Genomic DNA, 19578 nt, shown 5'->3' with positions numbered 1-19578 from the left:
TGGCGCACGCATCGAACCATGCCGTGACGCGCTCCACAAGGGGCACTGCGGCATGGCGCACAACACTGGCCCCGGCCCGCGAGTGCCGCGACAATGCCCGCATGGACATCGTTTTGAACGGCGAGCAACGCGCCCTCGCCAATCCCATTACCGTGCTCGAGCTGCTGCAGGCCGAAGGACTCGGTGAGCGCCGTGTCGCGGTCGAGGTAAACGGCGAGATCGTGCCGCGCAGCCGCCACGGCGAATGCGCGCTGCGCGAGGGCGACCGCATTGAGATCGTGCACGCCCTGGGCGGCGGCTGAACCGGGTCGCTGTAGCGCACCCCGGAAAAAGAAAACCCGGCTGGGGAGAGAACCAGTCGGGTCAGTGGAGACGCGCGGTGAACACCGCGGTAGTGGGAACCCGGCCATCGGGGCGGAGGGAGTCGCCCGGATCCTCGGCTTTGCGGCCCCGGCTCGCACCGGGTGTGCTCTTGTACATACCGACGGTGTAAACCGCGCGTAGCAGGGACTTCTTCGCCGGGGGGAGACGCAGGGGAACGCTCGCCGTGCCGGGCCCGATGCATCCTGCTGCATGAACCCAACGCGTCCGCGCAGTCGGAACGGCCACTCCCGCTGCCAATCCCTGCTCCAATCGACGAACGGTAGGCGGAGCGGAGCGCCCGGTGCGCTCGGTCGGCGCAGCGGCATCACCAGCGCCGCTGCTAAAGCACCGCTGCTAAAATCCCGGGATGACGCTTCCCGCCCTGTTCACTCCGCCCGCGGACCCACTGGTCATCGCCGGCAAGGCTTACTCCTCCCGGCTACTCACCGGCACGGGCAAGTTCAAGGACCTCGACGAGACCCGCCGCGCCAGCGATGCCGCCGGCGCGCAGATCATCACCGTGGCCATCCGCCGGACCAACATCGGCCAGAACCCCGGCGAGCCCAACCTGCTCGACGTGCTGCCGCCGGACCGCTTCACCATCCTGCCCAACACCGCCGGCTGCTACACCGCCGACGACGCGGTGCGTACCTGCCGCCTCGCCCGCGAACTGCTCGATGGCCACACCCTGGTGAAGCTCGAGGTGCTGGGCGACCAGAAGACGCTGTATCCCGACGTGGTGCAGACGCTGGCCGCCGCCGAAACGCTGGTGAAGGACGGCTTCGACGTCATGGTCTACACCAGCGACGATCCGATCCTGTGCCGGCGCCTGGAGGAGATCGGCTGCGTCGCGGTGATGCCGCTGGCCGCACCGATCGGTTCGGGCCTGGGCGTGCAGAACCGCTACAACCTCATCGAGATCATCGAAAACGCGAAGGTGCCGATCATCGTCGACGCCGGCGTGGGTACGGCGTCGGACGCGTCGATCGCGATGGAACTCGGCTGCGACGGCGTGCTGATGAACACTGCCATCGCCGGCGCCAGGGATCCGGTGCTGATGGCGCATGCGATGCGGCTCGCCGTCGAAGCCGGACGCGCGGCGTTCAAGGCCGGGCGTATCCCGCGCAAGCGCTACGCGAGCGCATCGTCGCCGGTGGACGGGCTGATCGACTGATGTCTGAGCAGGACGCCCGCAAGGCCCCGCCCAAGCCCTTCACCATCGAGGAAGGCCATCGCAAGGTCCGCAGCTTCGTGCTGCGGCAGGGACGCTTCACGCCGGCGCAGCAACGCGCGTTCGACGAATTGTGGCCGCGTTTCGGCCTGGACTATGCGGGCATGCCACGCGATTTCGACACGGCGTTCGGCCGCAGCGCGAAACGCGTGGTCGAGATCGGCTTCGGCAATGGCGAGGCCCTGCGCTACGCCGCCCGGCACGACCCGGACCGCAACTACATCGGCATCGAAGTGCATGCGCCCGGCGTGGGCCGCCTGCTCAACGCGCTCGCGGAGGACGGCAGCGACCACGTCCGCCTGTACCACCACGACGCGGTCGAAGTGCTGACCCATGAGATCGCCGATGCCTCGCTCGATGAGGTCCGCATCTACTTCCCGGATCCATGGCACAAGAAGCGCCACAACAAGCGGCGCCTGGTGCAGCCCGATTTCGCGAAGCTGATCGTCAGCAAAATCGCCCCCGGGGGCCGCTTGCACCTCGCCACCGATTGGCACGACTATGCCGAGCAGATGTGGGACGTGCTCGATGCAACACCGGGCATCGTCAATCGCGCTGGGGAGCGCGGCTGCGTGCCGCGACCGGAGTGGCGGCCGCAGACGCATTTCGAAACCCGCGGCCAGAAGCTCGGCCACGGGGTGTGGGACCTGCTGTACGACAAGCCCCTGCTGTACGACAAGCCGTAGACCGGCGGCGCCTGGCCACTGCTTTCCCCAAACGGACGCAGCACGGCACCGGCGGCCTTCGACTACCAAGCAATGCGGCGGATCGAAACTCCGCTCACGAACGAGAAGTCTCAAGCGACCAGCCCTGACGAATGGACACCGCCCTCCCGCTCACCACCGACATGAAGCTCGTACTCGGGCTGGTGGGGTTCACGATGGTGATGTTCCTGTTCGAACGGATCCGCGCGGACGTGGTCGCGCTGGTCGTGCTGGTGCTGCTCGGCCTGTCCGGCCTGGTCGAACCCGAACTGCTGTTCAACGGCTTCTCTGGTAATGCCGTCATCAGCATCGTCGCGACGATGATCCTCGGTGCCGGCCTGGATCGGACCGGCGCGTTGAACCGCCTGGCCGCCTGGCTGCTGCGGCGTGCCAACGGCATCGAGCAGCGCCTGCTGCTGTTCACGACGGCCGTCGCCGGCCTGAATTCGTCCTTCATGCAGAACCCGTCGGTGATGGCGCTGTACATGCCCGTCGCCTCACGCCTGTCCTCGCGCACGGGCGTGTCGCTGCCGCGCCTGCTGCTGCCGATCGCCGCGGCCATCGTCATGGGCGGCGCGCTGACGATGGTCGGCAACTCGCCGCTGATGCTGCTCAACGACCTGCTGGTCGCCGCCAATGCCAACCTGCCTTCGGGCGCGGCGACCATCGAGCCGTTGAAGATGTTCGCGCCGTTGCCGATCGGCGTGGCGTTGCTGGCGACCTCGCTGGCCTACTTCCATTTCTTCGGCGACAAGCGCCTGCGCGAAAAAGAGGAAACCGGCGGCGGCGCCACGCCTGCGCGCACGCAGAGCTACTTCGCCAAGACCTACGGCCTCGAGGGCGACGTGTACGAGCTGACGGTCAGCGCCGACAGCCCGCTGGTGGGCATGTCGGTCGGCGAAGCCGAAGCCATCCGCGGCGCACCGTTGCTGCTGGCGCTCAAGACCGGCGACGAGTCCCGCCTCGCCCCGCCCGCCGATGCACGCATCTGGGTCGGCAGCGTGCTCGGCGCGATGGGCGACAAGCAGGGCATTTCCGATTTCGCGCAGAACCATTTCCTGCGCCTCAGCGCGCGCCTGCGCAACTTCGCCGACCTGTTCAATCCCAGCCGCGCCGGTATTTCCGAAGCGGTGGTGCCACCGACATCGAAGTTCCTGGGCATGAAGGCCGGTGACCTCGGCCTGCGCAAGAACCTCGGCCTCAGCCTGCTGGCGGTGAACCGCGACAAGCAGGTCCTGCGCGACGACCTGCGCAGCATCACCCTGCGCAGCGGCGACATGCTGGTGCTGCACAGCATCTGGACCGACCTCGCCGAAGCGGCCGAGAGCAAGGACCTGGTCGTCGTCACCGACTATCCCAAGGGCGAACAACGCCCGCACAAGCTCAAGATCGCGCTGGCGATCTTCACGGTGTCGATGCTGCTGGCGCTGTCCTCGCGCCTGCCGGTGTCGATCGCGCTGATGACCGGCGTCGCCGGCATGCTGATCGCGGGCGTGCTGCACATCGACGAGGCCTACGCGGCCATCAACTGGCGCACCGTGTTCCTGATGGCCTGCCTGATCCCGCTGGGCTGGGCCATGGATTCCAGCGGCGCCGCGGCATGGGTGGCGGGACATTCGCTCGAACAGTTGCCGCGCGGCACGCCGGTATGGCTGCTCGAACTGGTCGTGGGCCTGTTGACCACCGCGTTCTCGCTGGTGATCAGCCATGTCGGGGCAACGATCGTTGTTGTGCCGCTGGCGATCAACCTCGCGCTGGCCGCGGAAGGCAATCCCACGGCGTTCGCCCTGATCGTGGCGCTGTCGGCGTCGAACAATTTCATGACGGCGTCGAATCCGGTGATCTCGATGATCATGGGACCCGCGGGCTACACCGGCAAGGAACTGTGGCGCATCGGCGCGCCGCTCTCGCTGCTGTACACCGGCGTGATCGTGGTGATGGTGGAACTGCTGTTCCGCTGATCCGCGCCGTCGCTACGGCGCCAGCCACACCTGGCCGTCGCGCACTTCCACCGGCACCACGCGCAGCGCTTCGCCACGGCAGGGACCGCCGACGCATTCGCCCTGCACCAGTTCGAAACTCGCGCCGTGTGCCGCGCACACCAGCAGGCCTTCCTTGCTTTTGAGGAACTGCCCCGGCGCCCAGTCGAGGCGACGCCCCGCATGAGGGCAGATGTTGAGCCACGCGCGCACCGCCCCGCCCTCGCGATAAAGGATCAGGGATTCGGCATCGCCTGCGATCACGGCCTCGGTTTCGGCAAAGCCGCCATCGGCAATGCCGTCAAGTGTGATCAGCGCCACGCGCGTCGAAGGGCTGGGTGTGTCCACGGTCTCATTGTTTAACGGAGTTCTCACACTCGGTCGGGACGGCCGGTCGATACTGCGCGCCCGGTCCCCCGCGACCGGATTGTGTCACCACCGGGGATGTCCGACGAATGTTTGCCCACGCCTTCCGCTTCGATCAGTTCAACGTGCGCATGCGTAATGCGTTTTCGACGCCGCGCAAACCGCGCCATCGCGTGCTGCGGACAGTCCTCGGCATCGTCGGCGTGGCGCTGCTGGCGGTGCTGGTGATGTTCGGCCTGTTCGTCGGCGCGGCCATGATCGCCACCGGCCTGCTGTTCAAGCTGTGGAAGCAGCGCGGCAAGCCCGCTCTGGCTACGCGCGACGCACGCGTGCTCGACGGCGAATTCCGCGTCGTCGATCCCGCCTCGCTGCCACGCTGACCGTGCGCGACGTCGTCGCCGCAGCGCCGCAGCCCCGCGTTCCGGTGCGCGGCACCGGCATCGACGCAGGCAGCAGCTTCCCCGTCCACCGCATCTACTGCGTCGGCCGCAACTTCGCCGACCACGCCCGCGAAATGGGCGCGACGGCGCCCGCCTCGCCCGCCGAGCGCGGCAATCCCACTTTCTTCCTCAAACCCGCCGATGCCATCGTCACCGACGGTGCGGTGAGGTATCCGCGCGGCACGCGCGAGCTGCACCACGAAGTCGAACTCGTCGCTGCGTTGGGCCAGGATGCGCCTCCCGGCGTCGTCGCTGTCGAGGATGCGCTCGCGCTGGTGTACGGCTACGCGGTCGGACTGGACCTTACCCGTCGCGACCTGCAGGCCGCGGCCAAGGCCAAGAGCCTGCCGTGGGACACCGGCAAATCCTTCGAGCATGCCGCGCCGATCAGCGCGATCGTGCCCGCTGCGGACTTCGGCGCGCTCGAAGGCCATACGCTCGCCCTGCGCATCAACGGCGAACTGCGCCAGCACGGTTCGCTCAGCGACCTGATCTGGAACGTCGCGGACATCCTCCACGAGTTGTCGAAGCTGTACGACCTGCGCGCCGGCGATCTCGTCTTCATGGGTACTCCCGCCGGGGTCGGACCGTTGCAGCCGGGCGACGTGTTCGAGGCGCGGCTGGACGACGCCCACCAGCAGGCGGCCGTGGTGCTGCAGGGCCGCATCCTCGCCTAGGCCACATCCTCCCTGGTGCGCTTGTATAGTCGGGCGCGGCACCTGGTGCCATCCATTCCGGGAGGGTCAAGATGGGTGTGATTGCGGAATTCAAGGAATTCGTCGCGCGCGGCAACGTGGTCGACCTCGCGGTCGGCGTGGTCATCGGCGCGGCGTTCGGCAAGATCGTCACCGCCATGGTCGACGGCATCGTGATGCCGGTCATCAGCATGGCCACCGGCGGCGTGAGCGTCGCCGACTGGAAGCACGTGATCACCCCGGCGCAACTCGACGCCACCGGCAAGCAGGTGGCCGCGGAAGTCGCGATCAAGTACGGCATGTTCCTGCAGACGATCATCGACTTTTTGATCGTCGCCTTCGTCATCTTCATGGTCCTGAAGGCCTACAACCGCCTGCGCAAGCCGGCCGAAGTCGCCGCGGCCGCCCCGCCGGAAGACGTCCTGCTCCTGCGCGAGATCCGCGATTCGCTCAAGCGCTGAAGGTCATCCGCAGCCACGAGCCGTGCTCGTGGCTGCCGCCAAAAAGTGTCACGCCTGCGTTGACGTGGAGCACAGCGTATCGAAGCCGTCGGCGGTTAAGCTCGCGGCTTCGTCTTTTTTCCGCCCCTTCCAATCGCACCAGGAGTCGTGATGCGCGCTGTGCCGTGGTTCCTCGCTTCCTCCCTGCTTGTTGCCGGCACGCTCCACGCCGGACCGCGCGCCACCGTCATTCCCGCCAAGGCGATTGCCGCCGCCACGCAGCTGCGCGAGCAGGCGTTGGCCAGCAACCTGGGCTACGAGATCACCGAATCGCTGACCACCGAGGTCGGTCCGCGCCTGGCCGGCAGCGAGGCCGATGCGCACGCCGTGCAGTGGGCGCAGGCGAAGTTCAAGGCACTGGGCTACGACAAGGTCTGGCTGGAAGAAGTGCATTTCCCCAAGTGGGAACGCCGCAGCGAGCACGCCGCGATCATCGGTGACCACGCGCAGCCGCTGACGCTGATCGCACTCGGCGGCAGCCCCGGCGGCACCGTGGAAGCCGAAGTGGTGCGCTTCGCCGACCTCGCCTCGCTGGAGGCCGCGCCCGCGGGTTCGCTCGCCGGCAAGATCGCCTTCATCGACCACCACATGGAACGCGCACGCGACGGCGCCGGCTATGGCATGGGCAGCAAGGTGCGCGGTCGCGGCCCGTCCGCGGCGGTCCGCGCCGGTGCCGCGGCCTACCTGATGCGTTCGGCCGGCACCGATTCGCATCGCAATCCGCACACCGGCATCACCCGCTTCGACGAAGGCCTCACCCCGATTCCCGCCGCGGCATTGGCGACGCCCGATGCCGAACAGCTCACGCGCCTGCTCGCGCTCGGCCCGGTACGCGTGCGTGTCGCGCTGGATTGCGGCTGGGATGGCGAGGCCACCTCGTACAACGTGGTCGGCGAGATCCGCGGCCGCAGCAAGCCGGGTGAGGTCGTGCTGATCGGCGGACACCTGGATTCCTGGGATCCGGGCACCGGCGCCATCGACGATGGCGCGGGCGTCGGCCTGACCATGGCAGCGGGCGCCTTGATCGGCGAGATGAAGCAGCGCCCGGCGCGCACCATCCGCGTCGTCGCCTTCGCGAACGAGGAGCAGGGCCTGTACGGCGGTAAGGCCTACGCGGCCCGGCACATCGGCGACATCGGCAAGCACCAGATCGCGGCGGAAAGCGATTTCGGCGCCGGCCGCGTCTACGCTTTCCGCAGTGGCGCGCCGGAGTACGCGCAGGGCGCGGTGAAGCAGATCGCCGAGGTGCTGGCGCCGCTGGGCATCGCGCATACGCCGGACGAAGGCGGCCCGGGCCCGGACGTCGATCCGTCCGCGGCGCAGGGCGTGGCATGGGCGTCGCTGCGCCAGGACGGCACCGACTATTTCGACTACCACCACACGCCGGACGACACGCTCGACAAGATCGATCCCAAGGCGCTGGCGCAGAACGTCGCGGCGTATGCGGTGTTCGCCTACCTCGCGGCGAACGCCGACGGTGATTTCGGCAGCGAAGCGAAGAAGGTCACGCCGCCGCAGGAATGACCCGCGGCGCCAAATGAAAAAGCCCGGGATKTCCCGGGCTTTTTTTCATCCGTTCTCCTGCTACAGGCGCGCGCGCCAGGCCGCCAGCAGCACGGCGGTAGCCGCCGCGACGTTGAGGCTTTCCACCGCGCCGGTGCCGGGAATCGACACGCGCAGGTCGCAGGCCGCGGCGAGTTCGCGATCCATGCCCTCGCCTTCGCTGCCGAGCACGAATACCAGGCGCTGCGGCAACGAGACATCGAAGACGTCGCTGCCGCCCTTCACCACCGTCGCCGCCAACACGAAGCCGGCGCTACGCAACTGCGCAAGCGCATTGTCCTGGCGGCCCAGCCGCACCATCGGCACCACTTCAGCACCGCCCTCGGCCACGCGCGCCGCGGCGCCCGACAGCGCGAGCGGCGAGTGCTTCGGCAGCAGGATCGCACCGATGCCGAAATGCGCGGCCGAACGCAGGATGGCGCCGAAGTTGTGCGGATTGCCGACGCCGTCCAGCCACAATGCACATTGCGGCCCATCGGGCAGGTCGCGCAGCCAGTTCGACAGCGAGTGCAGCTCCTCGCGCAGGACGTCGGCGACCACGCCTTCGTGGTGGGTGCTGGCGGCGAGACGATCGAGGTCCTCCTCTTCCACCACGCGATAGCCGACGCGGTTGGCGACGCACCACTTCAGCAGCGGCTGCAACGCCGGAATGCGCGCCTCGATCAGGTACAGCTTGCGGATCGCCTGCGGACGGCGGGCGAACACCGCGTGCACGGCGTTGAGGCCATACAGGCGCAGTTCGACGTCGCGGCGTGCGCGCGAGGGATGCTGGGCGCCGTCATCGGGCATCGCGTCGCCCCAGGGCTCATCGCGACGCGGGGTGCGCAAGCCCGCATGCGGCTCGTCGCGCGGGCGTGGCGGGCGCGGACGCTGGTCCTCGAACGCGCGCTGTGGACGCGGGCGCGCGGCTTCAGGTCCGCGCGGCGGACGCGGGCGGGAATCGTCGTGTTGCGACGTGCGCTCCCGCGCAGGTGGCGACGGCGCGGACTTCCAGGGGCCGGCGCCGGTTTCGGGCCTGCGCGGCGGACGTGATCGATGATCGGACATGGCGAAAGCTTACCCCTCGGGGCGGAGCGACGCGCGGTTTTGCCGGCGGCATCGACCGCCGGCCCTCGCTTCAGGCGTGCCCGCCGGGCTGCGGCGTCGCTTCTTCCAGCTTCTGCAGCTCGTGCGCCACCGCGTCCGGTGATCTGGTGTACGGCGCGAGCAGCGCATAGAACGCTGGAACCACCAGCAGCGACAGCAGCGTGGAGAACGCCACGCCGAACACGATCACCACGCCGATGCTGGCCCGGCTGGCGGCGCCGGCGCCACTGGAAAGCATCAGCGGGATCGCACCACAGATCATCGCCACCGAAGTCATCAGGATCGGCCGCAGGCGTACGGTCGCCGCTTCGACGATCGCCTCGCGCACGGATCTGCCCTCGTCGCGCAACTGGTTGGCGAACTCGACGATCAGGATGCCGTTCTTCGCCGCCAGGCCGACCAGCATGACGATGCCGATCTGGCTGTAGAGATTCAGGCTGACGCCCCAGATCGTCAGGCCGAGCAGCGCACCGAGCATCGCCAGCGGCACGGTGAGCATGATCACCAGCGGATGCAGGAAGCTTTCGAACTGCGCCGCCAGCACCAGGAACACGACCAACAACGCCATGCCGAAGGTGAAGAAGATCGCGCCGCTCGACTTCATGAACTCGCGCGACTCCCCCTTGTAGTCGACCTGCGCCTCCGGCGGCAGCTCCTCGGCGGCGATACCGCGCAGGTACTCCAGCGCCTCGCCGACGGTGTAGCCCGGAGCCAGGCCAGCGCTCAGGGTAATCGCGCGCATGCGGTTGAAGCGGCTCAGCGTGCCCGCCTCGGCGTTCTCGCTCAGCTTCACCAGGTTCGACAGCGGTATCAGCTTGCCGGTGGTGGTGGAGCGCACGTACAGACCGGTGATGTCGGTCGGGTCGCGGCGGCTCTCCAGCGGCGCCTGCATGATGACGTAGTACTCCTCGCCGTCCTTCTCATAGGTGCCCGCGCGCAGCGAGCCGAGCATGGTCTGCAGCGCGTTGCCGATCGCCTGCACCGGCACGCCCAGGTCGGCGGCACGCGCCTTGTCGATGTCGACGCGGATCTGCGGCAGGGTTTCCTTGTAATCGGAGTCGACGTTGAGCAGACGCGGGTTTTCCTCCATCCGCAGCAGCATGCGATTGCGCCACTGAGCCACGGTCTCGTAGGTCGGGCCGCGCAGGACGAACTGCACGGGACGACCGAAACCGCGCACCAGGCCCTGCCGGACCTCGGTGGTGATGCGTACTCCGGGGATCCCGGACATCGCCTTGCGCACGTCGTCCATCACGTCCTGCGTGGTCGCCTCGCGGTCGTCCCACGGCTCCAGGAACACAGTCGCGCGACCGGTATTGAACCCACTGCTCTGGCCGCCGAAGCCGCCCGGCACACGCGTGATCACGCGCGACACCGGTTTGCCGCCGCCTGTGTATTCGAGCAGCCGCTTCTCGATACCGGCCATCTGCCGGACCATGTAGTCGTAGCCTGCGCCTTCCGGTCCGGTGACAGAGACGTTGAAGTCGCCTCGATCCTCGGCCGGAGCCAGTTCCGACGGCACCAGCTTGAACAGCAGGCCGCTGGCGACGAAGGTCGTCACCATCGCCGCGGCCAGCAGCCAGCCGCGGCCGACCACTTTGCCGACGAGGGCGCGGTACCAGCGCGTCAGCGTGTCGAGGCGCCCGTTCACCCAGTTGTTGAAGCCACGCTGGTGGGTATGCGGGCGCAGCAGGATCGAGCACATCATCGGCGTCAGCGTCAGCGCGACGAAGCCCGAAATGGCGACCGCGCCGGCGACCGCGACCGCCAGCTCGCGGAACAGGCGTCCGGTATTGCCCTCCATGAAGGCGATCGGCAGGAACACCGCGATCAGCACGACCGTGGTGGCGATCACCGCGAAAGCGACCTGGCGCGTGCCGCGTGTCGCGGCGAGCAGCGGCGGTTCGCCGAGGTCGGTGCGGCGCTGGCAGTTCTCCAGCACGACGATGGCATCGTCCACCACCAGGCCGATCGACAGCACCAGCGACAGCAGGGTGAGCTGGTTGATCGAGAAGCCGCAGGCGTACAGCGCCATGAACGCGGCGGTGATGCAGACCGGCACGGTCACCGCCGGGATCAAAGCCGCGCGCGCGCTGCCCAGGAACACGAACACCACCAGCAGCACCAGCACGATCGCCTCGGCCAGGGTCTTATAGACCTCGTGCACGGCTGCTTCGGTGAACACGGTGGTGTCATAGGGCACCGACAGCTGCATGCCTTTGGGCAAGGTCTTCGACACCTGATCCACCAGCGCGCGGACCTTCTGCGCGACCTCCAGCGAATTCGCCGTGGACGTCGCGACGATGCCCAGGCCGATCTGCGGCACGCCGTTGCCATGGTAGTAGGCGCGGCGCTCTTCGGTGGCCAGCTCGACCTTCGCCACCTCGCCCAGGGTGATGACGTGACCGTCGCTGCCCTTGCCGACCACGAGGCCGGCGAAGCTCTCCTGCGTCTCGTAGCCGCGCATGACCCGCAGCGAGAACTCGCGCGTCTGCGACTCGATGCTGCCACCGGGCAACTCGATGTTCTCGCGGCGCAACGCGGTGCCGATGTCGTCGGGGGTCAGTCCGCGCGCGCTCAGTGCCTTCGCGTCCAGCCACACGCGCATCGCGTAGCGCTGGCCGCCGCCGACGTTCACCGAGGACACGCCGTCGATCGCGGAGAACTGGTCGACCAGGTTGCGTTCGGCGTAGTCGGTCAGCTCCTGCGCACTCAGCTTCGGTTCGCTGAGGTTGAGGAACATGATCGGCGCGGAGTCGCTGTCCTGCTTGGCGACCTGCGGCGGATCGACGTCTTCGGGCAGGCGGTTGCTGACGCGGCTGATCGCGTCGCGCACGTCGTTGGCGGCGCCCTCGATGTCGCGCGTCAGCGTGAACTCGATGGTGATGTCGGAGCGGCCGTTGCGGCTGGCGGCGGTGATCAGGTCCACGCCCTCGATGCCGCTGATCGCGTCTTCCAGCACCTGGGTGATGCGGCTCTCGACCACAGCCGCCGACGCACCGGTGTAGGTGGTGGTCACCGACACCACCGGCGGATCGACGTCGGGCAGTTCGCGCAGCGGCAGCCGGGTGAACGACACCACGCCGAGCACGATCAGGATCAGCGACATCACTGTCGCGAAGACGGGACGCTTGATCGAGACGTCGGAGAGCAGCATGGCTCAGCCTTCCTTCGCGGGTCTGGCGCCGTCCGCGCCGTCGCCCGATCGCGCGCCGTCCTGGTCCGTGGTCGCCTTCGCGCCGACGTCCTTGATCCTCGACCCATCGCGCAGCTTTACCGTGCCTTCGACCACGATCCGATCGCCAGGCTTGAGGCCGGAGACCACCTCGACCTCGCCGAACCGGCGCGAGCCGATCTTCACCGGTACTTCCTTGACCTGGTTGCCCGGCTCGACCCGGAACACGCTTGCCACCGTGCCGTTCTGCTGCAGGGCGAGTTCGGGGATCGCGAGGGTGTCGCGCGTGGCGCGCTCGACGCCGACGTCGAGCAGCATGCCAGGCCGCAGCCGGCCATCGGCGTTGGGGATTTCCGCGCGCACGGTGATCGCGCGCGAGACCGGATCCACGCGCGAATCGATCGAGGCCACGGTGCCGACGAAGGTTTCGCCCGGCCACGCCTCGCTGCGCGCATTGACGCGCTGGCCGAGGGCGAGCTGCGACAGCGCTGATTCGGGGAAGGTGAAGTCGAGCTTGATCAGGGAGACATCGTCGAGCGTGGTGATCGGCGTGCCCAGCGTGACCAGTGACCCGGCGCTGATCAGGCGCAGCCCCAGCACGCCGGAGAACGGCGCGCGGATCACCCGGTCGGCGACGGTGGCGCGCTGCGTCGCCACCTGCGCACGCGCGGCTTCCAGCGCGGAACGTTGCGTGTCCAGGTCGGCGCGCGCGATCAGCTGCTGTTCGGCAAGCTTGCGGCTGCGTTCGTAGAGCTGCTCGGCGTTGCGCAGCTGCGCCTGTGCCTGGTCGACGTTGGCCGCCTGCTGTCCCTGCACCAGGGTGACCAGCGGCTGGCCCTTCTTCACGTACTGGCCGCTGTCGAACTCGACGCTGGCGATGGTCTGGCTGACGCTGGCGGTGATCGTCACCGATTCGCGCGCATTGGCCGTGCCCAGCGCCTTGAGCTCATCGCTCCAGCGCACCGGCTGCACCTGCGCGGTCGTCACGGTCGCCGGCGGCTGGCCGCCCTTGTCGCCTTCCGCCCCGCCCTTCTTGCCGCAGGCGACAACCAGGCTGACCAGGCCGAGCACAACCAGGGCGCGATACGGGCGTGAGGACAGGAAGGCGGGCATGGAGACGGGGGAGGCGGACGGAGGGGCCGATTCTACGGGCCGGACCCGAGCCCACGTATGGCCCGATGGTTGCCCCCCGATGCGGCAAAATCGACGCATTCAGCAGGCTCCCGCCGGCCATGGCGATCGAAGTCATCCAGGGCGACATTACGCGCTTGCGCGTGGACGCCATCGTCAACGCCGCCAACCAGGCCCTGGCCGGTGGCGGCGGGGTCGACGGCGCGATCCACCGCGCGGCCGGTCCCGGGCTGGCGCGGGAATGTCGCGATATTCCCTTCGTTCGCCCGCATGTGCGCTGCCCCACCGGCGAAGCCCGCATCACCGGCGGCCACGACCTGCCCGCCAGCCACGTCATCCACACCGTCGGCCCGGTGTGGCACGGCGGTGGCGCCGACGAGGCCTTGCTACTGGCGAGCTGCTATCGGCAGTCGCTGCTGCTCGCGGAACGGCATATGGTCGAATCCATCGCCTTTCCCGCCATCAGCTGCGGCGTATTCGGCTACCCACCCGCACAGGCAGCACAAGTGGCGGTGGCGGCCATCCGCGCCTGGCTGGCGCTGGATGCTCGACCGCAACAGATCGTGCTGTGCTGCTTCGATGCCCGCATGGAAAGGCTTTACCTGAAGGCCCTGGAGTGCTGATGCAGGCGGCGCCAGCGCCGCGAAATCGCGGCGCGTGATCGAGGCGCCTCAAAACAAAAACGCCGGCACGAGGCCGGCGTTTTCGCATCGCGAGGGCGAAAGGCTTACGCCGCCTTCTGCCACTGGCCCAGCGCCGCCAGGCCATTGTCCTTGGCGCGGGCGTACACGGTCTGCTGCGCCTTGGCGAAGTTGCCGACCAGGTCCTGCGACCACAGCTTGAGCGCGGCGGCCTGCATGGCACGGCCGTAGGAGAACGACAGCGGCCACGGGTTCGGGCCCATCTGGTTCATGGCGTTGAGGTGCGCGGTGGCGTCCTCGTCCGACTGGCCGCCCGAGAGGAACACGATGCCCGGCAGGATCGCCGGCACGGTCGACTTCAGGCACTGCAGCGTAGCGGCGGCGACTTCCTCGACCGCGACCTTCTCGCCGCTGGTGGTGCCCGGCACCACCATCGAAGCCTTGAGGATGCAGCCTTCCAGCACGACGCTGTGCTCGACCAGCGAGGCGAACAGCGAACGCAGCATCACCTCGGTGACCTGGAAGCATTCGTCGATGTCGTGCGAGCCGTCCATGATGATTTCGGGCTCGACCATCGGCACCAGGCCCTGCTCCTGGCACAGCGCGGCATAGCGCGCGAGCGCGTGCGCGTTGGCCTCGATGCAGGTGCCCGACGGGATGTCGTCGCCGATGTTGATGACCGCGCGCCACTTGGCGAAGCGGGCACCGAGCTTGTAGTACTCGGCCAGGCGGTCGCGCAGGCCGTCGAGGCCTTCGGTTACCACTTCGCCCGGGCAACCAGCGAGGTTGTGCGTGCCCTTGTCGACCTTGATGCCCGGGATCATGCCGTGGTCCATCATGTACTTAGCGAACGGCACGCCGTCGCTGGTGGACTGGCGGATGGTCTCGTCGAACAGGATCGCGCCGGAGATGTAGTCGCTCAGATTCGGCGTGGTGAGCAGCAGCTCGCGGTAGCGGCGACGGTTTTCTTCCGTGTTCTCGACGCCGACGCCAGCGAAGCGCTTGGCGCAGGTGGCGGTGGATTCGTCGATCGCGATGATGCCCTTGCCCGGGGCGACCATGGCCTGGGCGATTTCAGCAAGCTGTTCGATGCTCATGTGAGGGGGTCCTGCGGCGCCTGGGGAAAGGCGGAATTATAGCCCGCGCGCGCCATTGGCCGGCACGGCCCCGTATGGAAAAGAGGCACTCCAGCCCGTCCGACGCCCGCTCCCGGCCCGGGACCCTATTTCAACGCCAACGTCTGGCGCAGCACCTCATTGGCTTCGTCGCGGGTCACCAGCAGGGTCCCGTTGCCATCGATGCCCGGAAAGAACTCGGGATGCCGCGTATTGATCTGGCGCTTGATCCGTTCGATCTGCGCATAGCAATTCGTCAGCGTGCGCGCATGCGGGCATCCGAGCAGGTGGTAGAACTCGTGCACGCTCACCTTCGACGGCGGCATGAACAACTGGTTCACCGAGGCGCGGTTCGCCACGATGAAGCCGCGGGTATGGGTGGCATCGTCGACACTGCCGAGCACTTCCGGCATCAACAGCCCCCACAGCGCATCGCCGGCATTGCGGTCGACGAGTGCGACCAGGCGGTCGCATGGTGGCTCGAGCTCGCGCGCGACCACGTCGTCCAGCAGGCTGTCGTGGCCAAACCCCGGACGTTCCCACGAACGCACCCATGGCACCACGATCTCGATGCCGTAGGTTTTGAACTCCTCGTTCACCGCGGCAACGAGCTGGTCGACGCGCTGCGGACTGACACCGTTCGCGCGCAGGAAACAAACGCGCAGTTGCGCGGACGAGCCATAGTCGTGGGCGTACTCGTTCTGTGTACGCACGCCGACACTGGTGCATGCGCAGAGGCAAGCCACGAACAAGGAAACCGCGACCCTCGAGGCCAGGACCAGGGTGCTGCGCATGCGCGGCGCCGCGATCAATCCTTCGACAAGCGTGGCGAACATGGCACTCCCCTTGTTCCGTGGGTGTGCTATCGCCAACGCGCTGCAGGTCCGCCTTCGGCCAACTTCTACGGAGCCACCAGCAGATGCCAGCGGTGTTCAGGCAAAAGTAAAGCTGTCATGAAGCCTGTGTTACAGAGCGCACGGTTTGATGAGCGCGATCAGTCTGCAAATGCATCACCCGTTCGGGTGTGGATCAAAAACGCCGCGACGATGTCGACTCTCACAACTCGCCCAGGCCCTCGGCTTTGCCACCCTCGCCCACCTGCAGCAACCGCAGGGTGTTGGTCGCGCCGTGGTGCTCCATGTGATCGCCGCTGGTGAAGATCACACGCTCGCCCTCGGCGAGGAAACCGGCGTCGAACAGCTGCTTGATCGACAGCCGGGCGGCATCGCGCGAGGCCAGGCCGCGGCTGTCGAAATCGACCGGGAACACGTCGCGCATCATCGCCATGCGCCGGCGTGCGCCGTCGTGGCGCGACAGGCCATAGATCGGCACCGATGAACGAAAGCGCGACAGGAAGCGCGCGGTACCGCCGGATTCGGTGGCGGCGAGGATCGCGCGCACGCCGATGTGCTCCGACAGGAACATCGCCGCCATCGCGATCGCCTGGTCGGCGCGCTCGAGGTTGCGCGGCGCCTCCTCGAAGTCGGTGTCGAATTCGAACTGGCGTTCGGCGCCGAGGCATATGCGCGCCATCGCTTCGACCGCCTTGACCGGATAACGGCCCGCGGCGGATTCCTGCGACAGCATTACCGTGTCGGTGCCATCTATGACGGCGTTGGCGACGTCGAGCACTTCCGCGCGGGTCGGGATCGGGCTGTCGACCATCGACTGCAGCATCTGCGTCGCGGTGATCACCACGCGGCCGCGCTCCAGCGATTCGCGGATGATCTTCTTCTGCAGCCCGGGCAGCTCGGCGTCGCCGATCTCCACGCCCAGGTCGCCGCGCGCGACCATCACCACGTCGCTGGCCAGGATGATCTCGTGCAGGTTCTCGATCGCCTCGGCGCGCTCGATCTTAGACACCAGCGCGGCATCGCTGCCGGCGGCGCGGGCGATGCGGCGCGCTTCTTCCATGTCCTCGGCGTTGCGGCAGAACGACACCGCGATGAAGTCCGCGCGGAGTTCGGCGGCCACCTTGATCAACTCGCGGTCGCGCTCGGTCAGCGCGCCCAGCGACAGGCCGCCGCCCTGCTTGTTCAGGCCCTTGCGATCCGACAGCGCGCCATCGTTGAGCACGGTGTTGACGATGCGTTCGCCCTCGATCCGCTCCACGCGCAGTTGCAGCAGGCCGTCGTCGAGCAGCAGCACGTCGCCGGGAACCACGTCGCCGGGCAAGCCGAGGTAGCTCACGCCGATTTCGCTGGTGGTGCCCGGCGGTGCGGTGGTGGACGCGACGAGATCGAAGCGGTCGCCGGCCTTCAGCATCACGCGGCCTTCGGCGAAGCGTTCGATGCGGATCTTGGGGCCGGGCAGATCGGCGAGGATGCCGACTTCGCGGCCGGCGCGATGCGCCGCTTCGCGCACGGCATTGGCGCGGGCGATCTGTGCGGAAGGATCGCCGTGGGAGAAGTTGAGGCGCACCACGTCGACGCCGGCGCCGAGGAGGGCGTCGAGCACGCCCGGTGCATCGGTGGCGGGACCCAGGGTGGCGAGGATCTTGGTGCGGCGGCGATTGTTGGACATGCGGCGCGGGTTCCCGGCACGGAAATACGTGGATCGCCGAAACCTAGCACAGCCACGATTGCAGGCGACGGGGTGCCGCCTGCTGAATACGAAGTCAAGCCGCGAGCAGCCCCGGCAACTCGTCCGGACGCGACACCAGCCGCTGCGCACCGGCGCCGCGCAGCTCGTCCGCGCCGCCGAATCCCCAGAGCACGCCGACGTTGCGCATGCCATGGTGCAGCGCACCTTCGATATCCATGCGGCGGTCGCCGATCATCCAGCACTCGTCCGCCGAGACCTCGAGGCGGTGCAGCGCTTCGGCGATCAGCTCCGGCTTGTCGCTGCGGCTGCCGTCGATCGTCGCGCCGATGACGTCGACGAAGCGGTGGCCGAACGGCAGGTGCGCGGCGATCTTGCGTGCGTGCGGCTCGTTCTTCGCCGTGACCACCGCGAGACGGTGGCCGGCGGCATGCAGCATTTCTATCGTGTCGGCGATGCCGTCGTAGACCTCATGCTCGGCCCAGCCGTGCGTCTCGAAGCGGTCGCGGTAATGCAGCACCGCCTGCTCCACCTTCCCGTCGTCGCGCAGCAACGGCGCGAAGCTGGTGCGCAGCGACGGGCCGATCCAGCGCCGCAGCTCGGATTCCGGCGGCACTTCCAGCCCCATCTGTGTGAGCGCATGCGCCACGCAGCGGGTGATGCCGACCGCGGAGTCGATCAGCGTGCCGTCCATGTCGAAGAAGATTGTCGCCATGCGCTACCTGTGAACGAGCAATGCACAGCCCGTGGCCGAGCACCCTCGGCCGCGGGCGCGGCATAAACGTTTCCGCCGCGTTTTCTTAACCGCGGGCCGCCTTCAACGCCGCCACCGCCGGCAGTTCCTTGCCTTCCAGGAATTCCAGGAACGCGCCGCCACCGGTGGAGATGTAGGAGACATCGTCTTCAATTCCGTACTTGTCGACCGCGGCCAGGGTGTCGCCGCCGCCGGCGATCGAGAACGCCTTCGACGCGGCGATCGCGCGTGCCAGGGTTTCGGTGCCCTTGCCGAATGCGTCGAACTCGAACACGCCGACCGGACCGTTCCACACCACCGTGCCGGCGTCCTTGATCATCTGCGCGTAGCGCGCCGCGGTGTCGGGGCCGATGTCGAGGATCATGTCCTCGGCGCCGACCGCATCGACGGCCTTGATCGTCGCCGGCGCATCCGCGGCGAACGCGGGCGCGACCACGACATCGCTGGGCACCGGGATGTCGGCGCCGCGTGCCCTGGCGTCGGCCATGATCTGCTTCGCCGTATCGAGCAGGTCCATCTCGACCAGCGACTTGCCGACGCCATGGCCCATCGCGGCAATGAAGGTATTGGCGATGCCGCCGCCGACGATCAGCTGGTCGACCTTGCCGACCAGCGACGACAACAGTTCGAGCTTGGTGCTGACCTTGGAGCCCGCGACGATCGCGAGCAGCGGGCGCGCCGGATGTTCGAGCACCTTGGCCAGCGCATCGAGTTCGGCCATCAGCAGCGGCCCGCCAGCGGCGACCTTCGCGAACCGGATGACGCCGTGGGTCGAGGCCTGCGCGCGGTGCGCGGTGCCGAAGGCGTCCATGACGAACACATCGCACAGCGCGGCGTACTGCTTAGACAGGGCCTCGTCGTCCTTGCCCTCACCGGGATTCATGCGGCAGTTCTCGAGCAGCACCAGCTGGCCCGGCGCCACGTCGACACCGTCGACCCAGTCCTTCACCAGCGGCACGTCGCGGCCCAGCAATTCGCCCAGGCGCGCGGCGACCGGCGCCAGCGAATCCTCCTGGGTCCACACGCCTTCCTTCGGCCGGCCCAGATGCGACATCACCATTACCGCCGCGCCCTTCTCCAGCGCGAGCTTCAGGGTCGGGATCGACGCGGTCAGGCGCTGGTCGGAGGTGACCTTGCCCGCAGCGACGGGCACGTTCAGATCCTGGCGAATCAGCACGCGCTTGCCGGCGAGGTCGAGGTCGGTCATGCGGACGATGGACATGGGGTTCCTGGCCGGAGCAGCAGCAAAAAAGGGCGCACATTGTCGGTCCGCGCGGCCGCGGTTTCAAACCGC

18 protein-coding genes and 1 riboswitch are annotated in these 19578 nt (G+C 68.0%); of the genes, 9 read left to right on the top strand and 9 right to left on the bottom strand.

Annotation, left to right across the window (positions count from 1 at the left end; all coding sequences use genetic code 11):
* Positions 1 to 101: 101 nt before the first annotated feature.
* From thiS to ACXJJ9_RS06980, 4 genes are all read left to right on the top strand, one after another.
* Positions 102 to 302 carry a sulfur carrier protein ThiS gene (gene thiS / locus ACXJJ9_RS06995; protein WP_457096484.1) on the top strand — a complete coding sequence of 67 codons (201 nt, stop codon included), beginning with the start codon at positions 102 to 104 and terminating at the stop codon, positions 300 to 302.
* A 91-nt stretch (positions 303 to 393) separates the two neighbouring features.
* Positions 394 to 481: riboswitch (cyclic di-GMP riboswitch) on the bottom strand.
* 249 nt (positions 482 to 730) lie between these two features.
* Entirely contained in the window at positions 731 to 1537 is an 807-nt protein-coding gene (locus ACXJJ9_RS06990) for a thiazole synthase (RefSeq protein ID WP_457096483.1), read from the top strand.
* Complete coding sequence (trmB, locus tag ACXJJ9_RS06985) at positions 1537 to 2280, top strand: tRNA (guanosine(46)-N7)-methyltransferase TrmB (RefSeq protein WP_457096482.1); 744 nt, start codon at positions 1537 to 1539, stop codon at positions 2278 to 2280. The genes ACXJJ9_RS06990 and trmB overlap by 1 nt, the downstream gene beginning before the upstream one ends.
* Before the next feature lie 131 nt (positions 2281 to 2411).
* The gene (locus ACXJJ9_RS06980) at positions 2412 to 4259 is read left to right on the top strand and encodes an SLC13 family permease (RefSeq protein WP_457096481.1); all 1848 of its coding nucleotides are present in this window, start codon (positions 2412 to 2414) and stop codon (positions 4257 to 4259) included.
* A gap of 12 nt (positions 4260 to 4271) precedes the next feature.
* On the opposite strand, the gene ACXJJ9_RS06975 is transcribed toward ACXJJ9_RS06980, so the two are convergent.
* Positions 4272 to 4625: a Rieske (2Fe-2S) protein gene (locus tag ACXJJ9_RS06975; protein ID WP_457096480.1), complete on the bottom strand. Its 354-nt coding sequence runs from the start codon at positions 4623 to 4625 to the stop codon at positions 4272 to 4274.
* A 107-nt stretch (positions 4626 to 4732) separates the two neighbouring features.
* Here ACXJJ9_RS06975 and ACXJJ9_RS06970 point away from each other — a divergent pair, with 107 nt between their 5' ends.
* From ACXJJ9_RS06970 to ACXJJ9_RS06955, 4 genes are all read left to right on the top strand, one after another.
* Positions 4733 to 5023, top strand: coding sequence for a hypothetical protein (locus tag ACXJJ9_RS06970; RefSeq protein ID WP_457096479.1), 291 nt, complete (start codon positions 4733 to 4735; stop codon positions 5021 to 5023).
* Positions 5020 to 5760: a fumarylacetoacetate hydrolase family protein gene (locus tag ACXJJ9_RS06965; RefSeq protein ID WP_457096601.1), complete on the top strand. Its 741-nt coding sequence runs from the start codon at positions 5020 to 5022 to the stop codon at positions 5758 to 5760. Before ACXJJ9_RS06970 ends, ACXJJ9_RS06965 begins: the two co-directional genes overlap by 4 nt.
* A 71-nt stretch (positions 5761 to 5831) precedes the next feature.
* On the top strand, positions 5832 to 6239 hold the full coding sequence (gene mscL / locus ACXJJ9_RS06960) for a large-conductance mechanosensitive channel protein MscL (protein WP_457096478.1): 408 nt from the start codon (positions 5832 to 5834) through the stop codon (positions 6237 to 6239).
* A 150-nt stretch (positions 6240 to 6389) separates the two neighbouring features.
* Positions 6390 to 7802 carry a M28 family peptidase gene (locus ACXJJ9_RS06955; protein WP_457096477.1) on the top strand — a complete coding sequence of 471 codons (1413 nt, stop codon included), beginning with the start codon at positions 6390 to 6392 and terminating at the stop codon, positions 7800 to 7802.
* A gap of 60 nt (positions 7803 to 7862) precedes the next feature.
* On the opposite strand, the gene ACXJJ9_RS06950 is transcribed toward ACXJJ9_RS06955, so the two are convergent.
* From ACXJJ9_RS06950 to ACXJJ9_RS06940, 3 genes are all read right to left on the bottom strand, one after another.
* Positions 7863 to 8669 (bottom strand): TrmH family RNA methyltransferase, encoded by an 807-nt coding sequence (locus ACXJJ9_RS06950; protein ID WP_457096476.1) that lies wholly within the window; start codon positions 8667 to 8669, stop codon positions 7863 to 7865.
* A gap of 289 nt (positions 8670 to 8958) precedes the next feature.
* Complete coding sequence (locus ACXJJ9_RS06945) at positions 8959 to 12084, bottom strand: efflux RND transporter permease subunit (RefSeq protein ID WP_457096475.1); 3126 nt, start codon at positions 12082 to 12084, stop codon at positions 8959 to 8961.
* A gap of 3 nt (positions 12085 to 12087) precedes the next feature.
* On the bottom strand, positions 12088 to 13215 hold the full coding sequence (locus ACXJJ9_RS06940; protein ID WP_457096474.1) for an efflux RND transporter periplasmic adaptor subunit: 1128 nt from the start codon (positions 13213 to 13215) through the stop codon (positions 12088 to 12090).
* Positions 13216 to 13334: 119 nt separating this feature from the next.
* Between ACXJJ9_RS06940 and ACXJJ9_RS06935 the strand changes: the two genes are divergently transcribed.
* The gene (locus ACXJJ9_RS06935) at positions 13335 to 13856 is read left to right on the top strand and encodes an O-acetyl-ADP-ribose deacetylase (RefSeq protein WP_457096473.1); all 522 of its coding nucleotides are present in this window, start codon (positions 13335 to 13337) and stop codon (positions 13854 to 13856) included.
* A gap of 104 nt (positions 13857 to 13960) precedes the next feature.
* On the opposite strand, the gene ACXJJ9_RS06930 is transcribed toward ACXJJ9_RS06935, so the two are convergent.
* The 5 genes from ACXJJ9_RS06930 to ACXJJ9_RS06910 form a co-directional block, all read right to left on the bottom strand.
* Positions 13961 to 14971, bottom strand: a complete 1011-nt coding sequence (locus tag ACXJJ9_RS06930) for a class I fructose-bisphosphate aldolase (RefSeq protein WP_457096472.1) — start codon at positions 14969 to 14971, stop codon at positions 13961 to 13963.
* A gap of 125 nt (positions 14972 to 15096) precedes the next feature.
* Positions 15097 to 15825, bottom strand: a complete 729-nt coding sequence (locus tag ACXJJ9_RS06925; RefSeq protein ID WP_457096471.1) for a hypothetical protein — start codon at positions 15823 to 15825, stop codon at positions 15097 to 15099.
* A 220-nt stretch (positions 15826 to 16045) separates the two neighbouring features.
* Entirely contained in the window at positions 16046 to 17512 is a 1467-nt protein-coding gene (pyk, locus tag ACXJJ9_RS06920) for a pyruvate kinase (RefSeq protein WP_457096470.1), read from the bottom strand.
* Between the two features lie 94 nt (positions 17513 to 17606).
* Entirely contained in the window at positions 17607 to 18245 is a 639-nt protein-coding gene (locus ACXJJ9_RS06915; protein ID WP_457096469.1) for an HAD hydrolase-like protein, read from the bottom strand.
* Positions 18246 to 18330: 85 nt separating this feature from the next.
* The gene (locus tag ACXJJ9_RS06910; RefSeq protein WP_457096468.1) at positions 18331 to 19506 is read right to left on the bottom strand and encodes a phosphoglycerate kinase; all 1176 of its coding nucleotides are present in this window, start codon (positions 19504 to 19506) and stop codon (positions 18331 to 18333) included.
* Positions 19507 to 19578: the final 72 nt, after the last annotated feature.

The organism is Lysobacter sp. P5_B9 (genome assembly GCF_054049835.1).
Note: the sequence above shows the minus strand (reverse complement) of the source record. Positions and strands in the feature narration are given on the sequence as shown.

Bases quoted from the DNA above. Each gene is read 5' to 3' on its own strand.
- thiS (WP_457096484.1), top strand. From the start codon at position 102: ATGGACATCGTTTTGAACGGCGAGCAACGCGCCCTCGCCAATCCCATT.
- ACXJJ9_RS06990 (WP_457096483.1), top strand. From the start codon at position 731: ATGACGCTTCCCGCCCTGTTCACTCCGCCCGCGGACCCACTGGTCATC.
- trmB (WP_457096482.1), top strand. From the start codon at position 1,537: ATGTCTGAGCAGGACGCCCGCAAGGCCCCGCCCAAGCCCTTCACCATC.
- ACXJJ9_RS06980 (WP_457096481.1), top strand. From the start codon at position 2,412: ATGGACACCGCCCTCCCGCTCACCACCGACATGAAGCTCGTACTCGGG.
- ACXJJ9_RS06970 (WP_457096479.1), top strand. From the start codon at position 4,733: ATGTTTGCCCACGCCTTCCGCTTCGATCAGTTCAACGTGCGCATGCGT.
- mscL (WP_457096478.1), top strand. From the start codon at position 5,832: ATGGGTGTGATTGCGGAATTCAAGGAATTCGTCGCGCGCGGCAACGTG.
- ACXJJ9_RS06955 (WP_457096477.1), top strand. From the start codon at position 6,390: ATGCGCGCTGTGCCGTGGTTCCTCGCTTCCTCCCTGCTTGTTGCCGGC.
- ACXJJ9_RS06945 (WP_457096475.1), bottom strand. From the start codon at position 12,084: ATGCTGCTCTCCGACGTCTCGATCAAGCGTCCCGTCTTCGCGACAGTG.
- ACXJJ9_RS06940 (WP_457096474.1), bottom strand. From the start codon at position 13,215: ATGCCCGCCTTCCTGTCCTCACGCCCGTATCGCGCCCTGGTTGTGCTC.
- ACXJJ9_RS06935 (WP_457096473.1), top strand. From the start codon at position 13,335: ATGGCGATCGAAGTCATCCAGGGCGACATTACGCGCTTGCGCGTGGAC.
- ACXJJ9_RS06930 (WP_457096472.1), bottom strand. From the start codon at position 14,971: ATGAGCATCGAACAGCTTGCTGAAATCGCCCAGGCCATGGTCGCCCCG.
- ACXJJ9_RS06925 (WP_457096471.1), bottom strand. From the start codon at position 15,825: ATGTTCGCCACGCTTGTCGAAGGATTGATCGCGGCGCCGCGCATGCGC.
- pyk (WP_457096470.1), bottom strand. From the start codon at position 17,512: ATGTCCAACAATCGCCGCCGCACCAAGATCCTCGCCACCCTGGGTCCC.
- ACXJJ9_RS06915 (WP_457096469.1), bottom strand. From the start codon at position 18,245: ATGGCGACAATCTTCTTCGACATGGACGGCACGCTGATCGACTCCGCG.
- ACXJJ9_RS06910 (WP_457096468.1), bottom strand. From the start codon at position 19,506: ATGTCCATCGTCCGCATGACCGACCTCGACCTCGCCGGCAAGCGCGTG.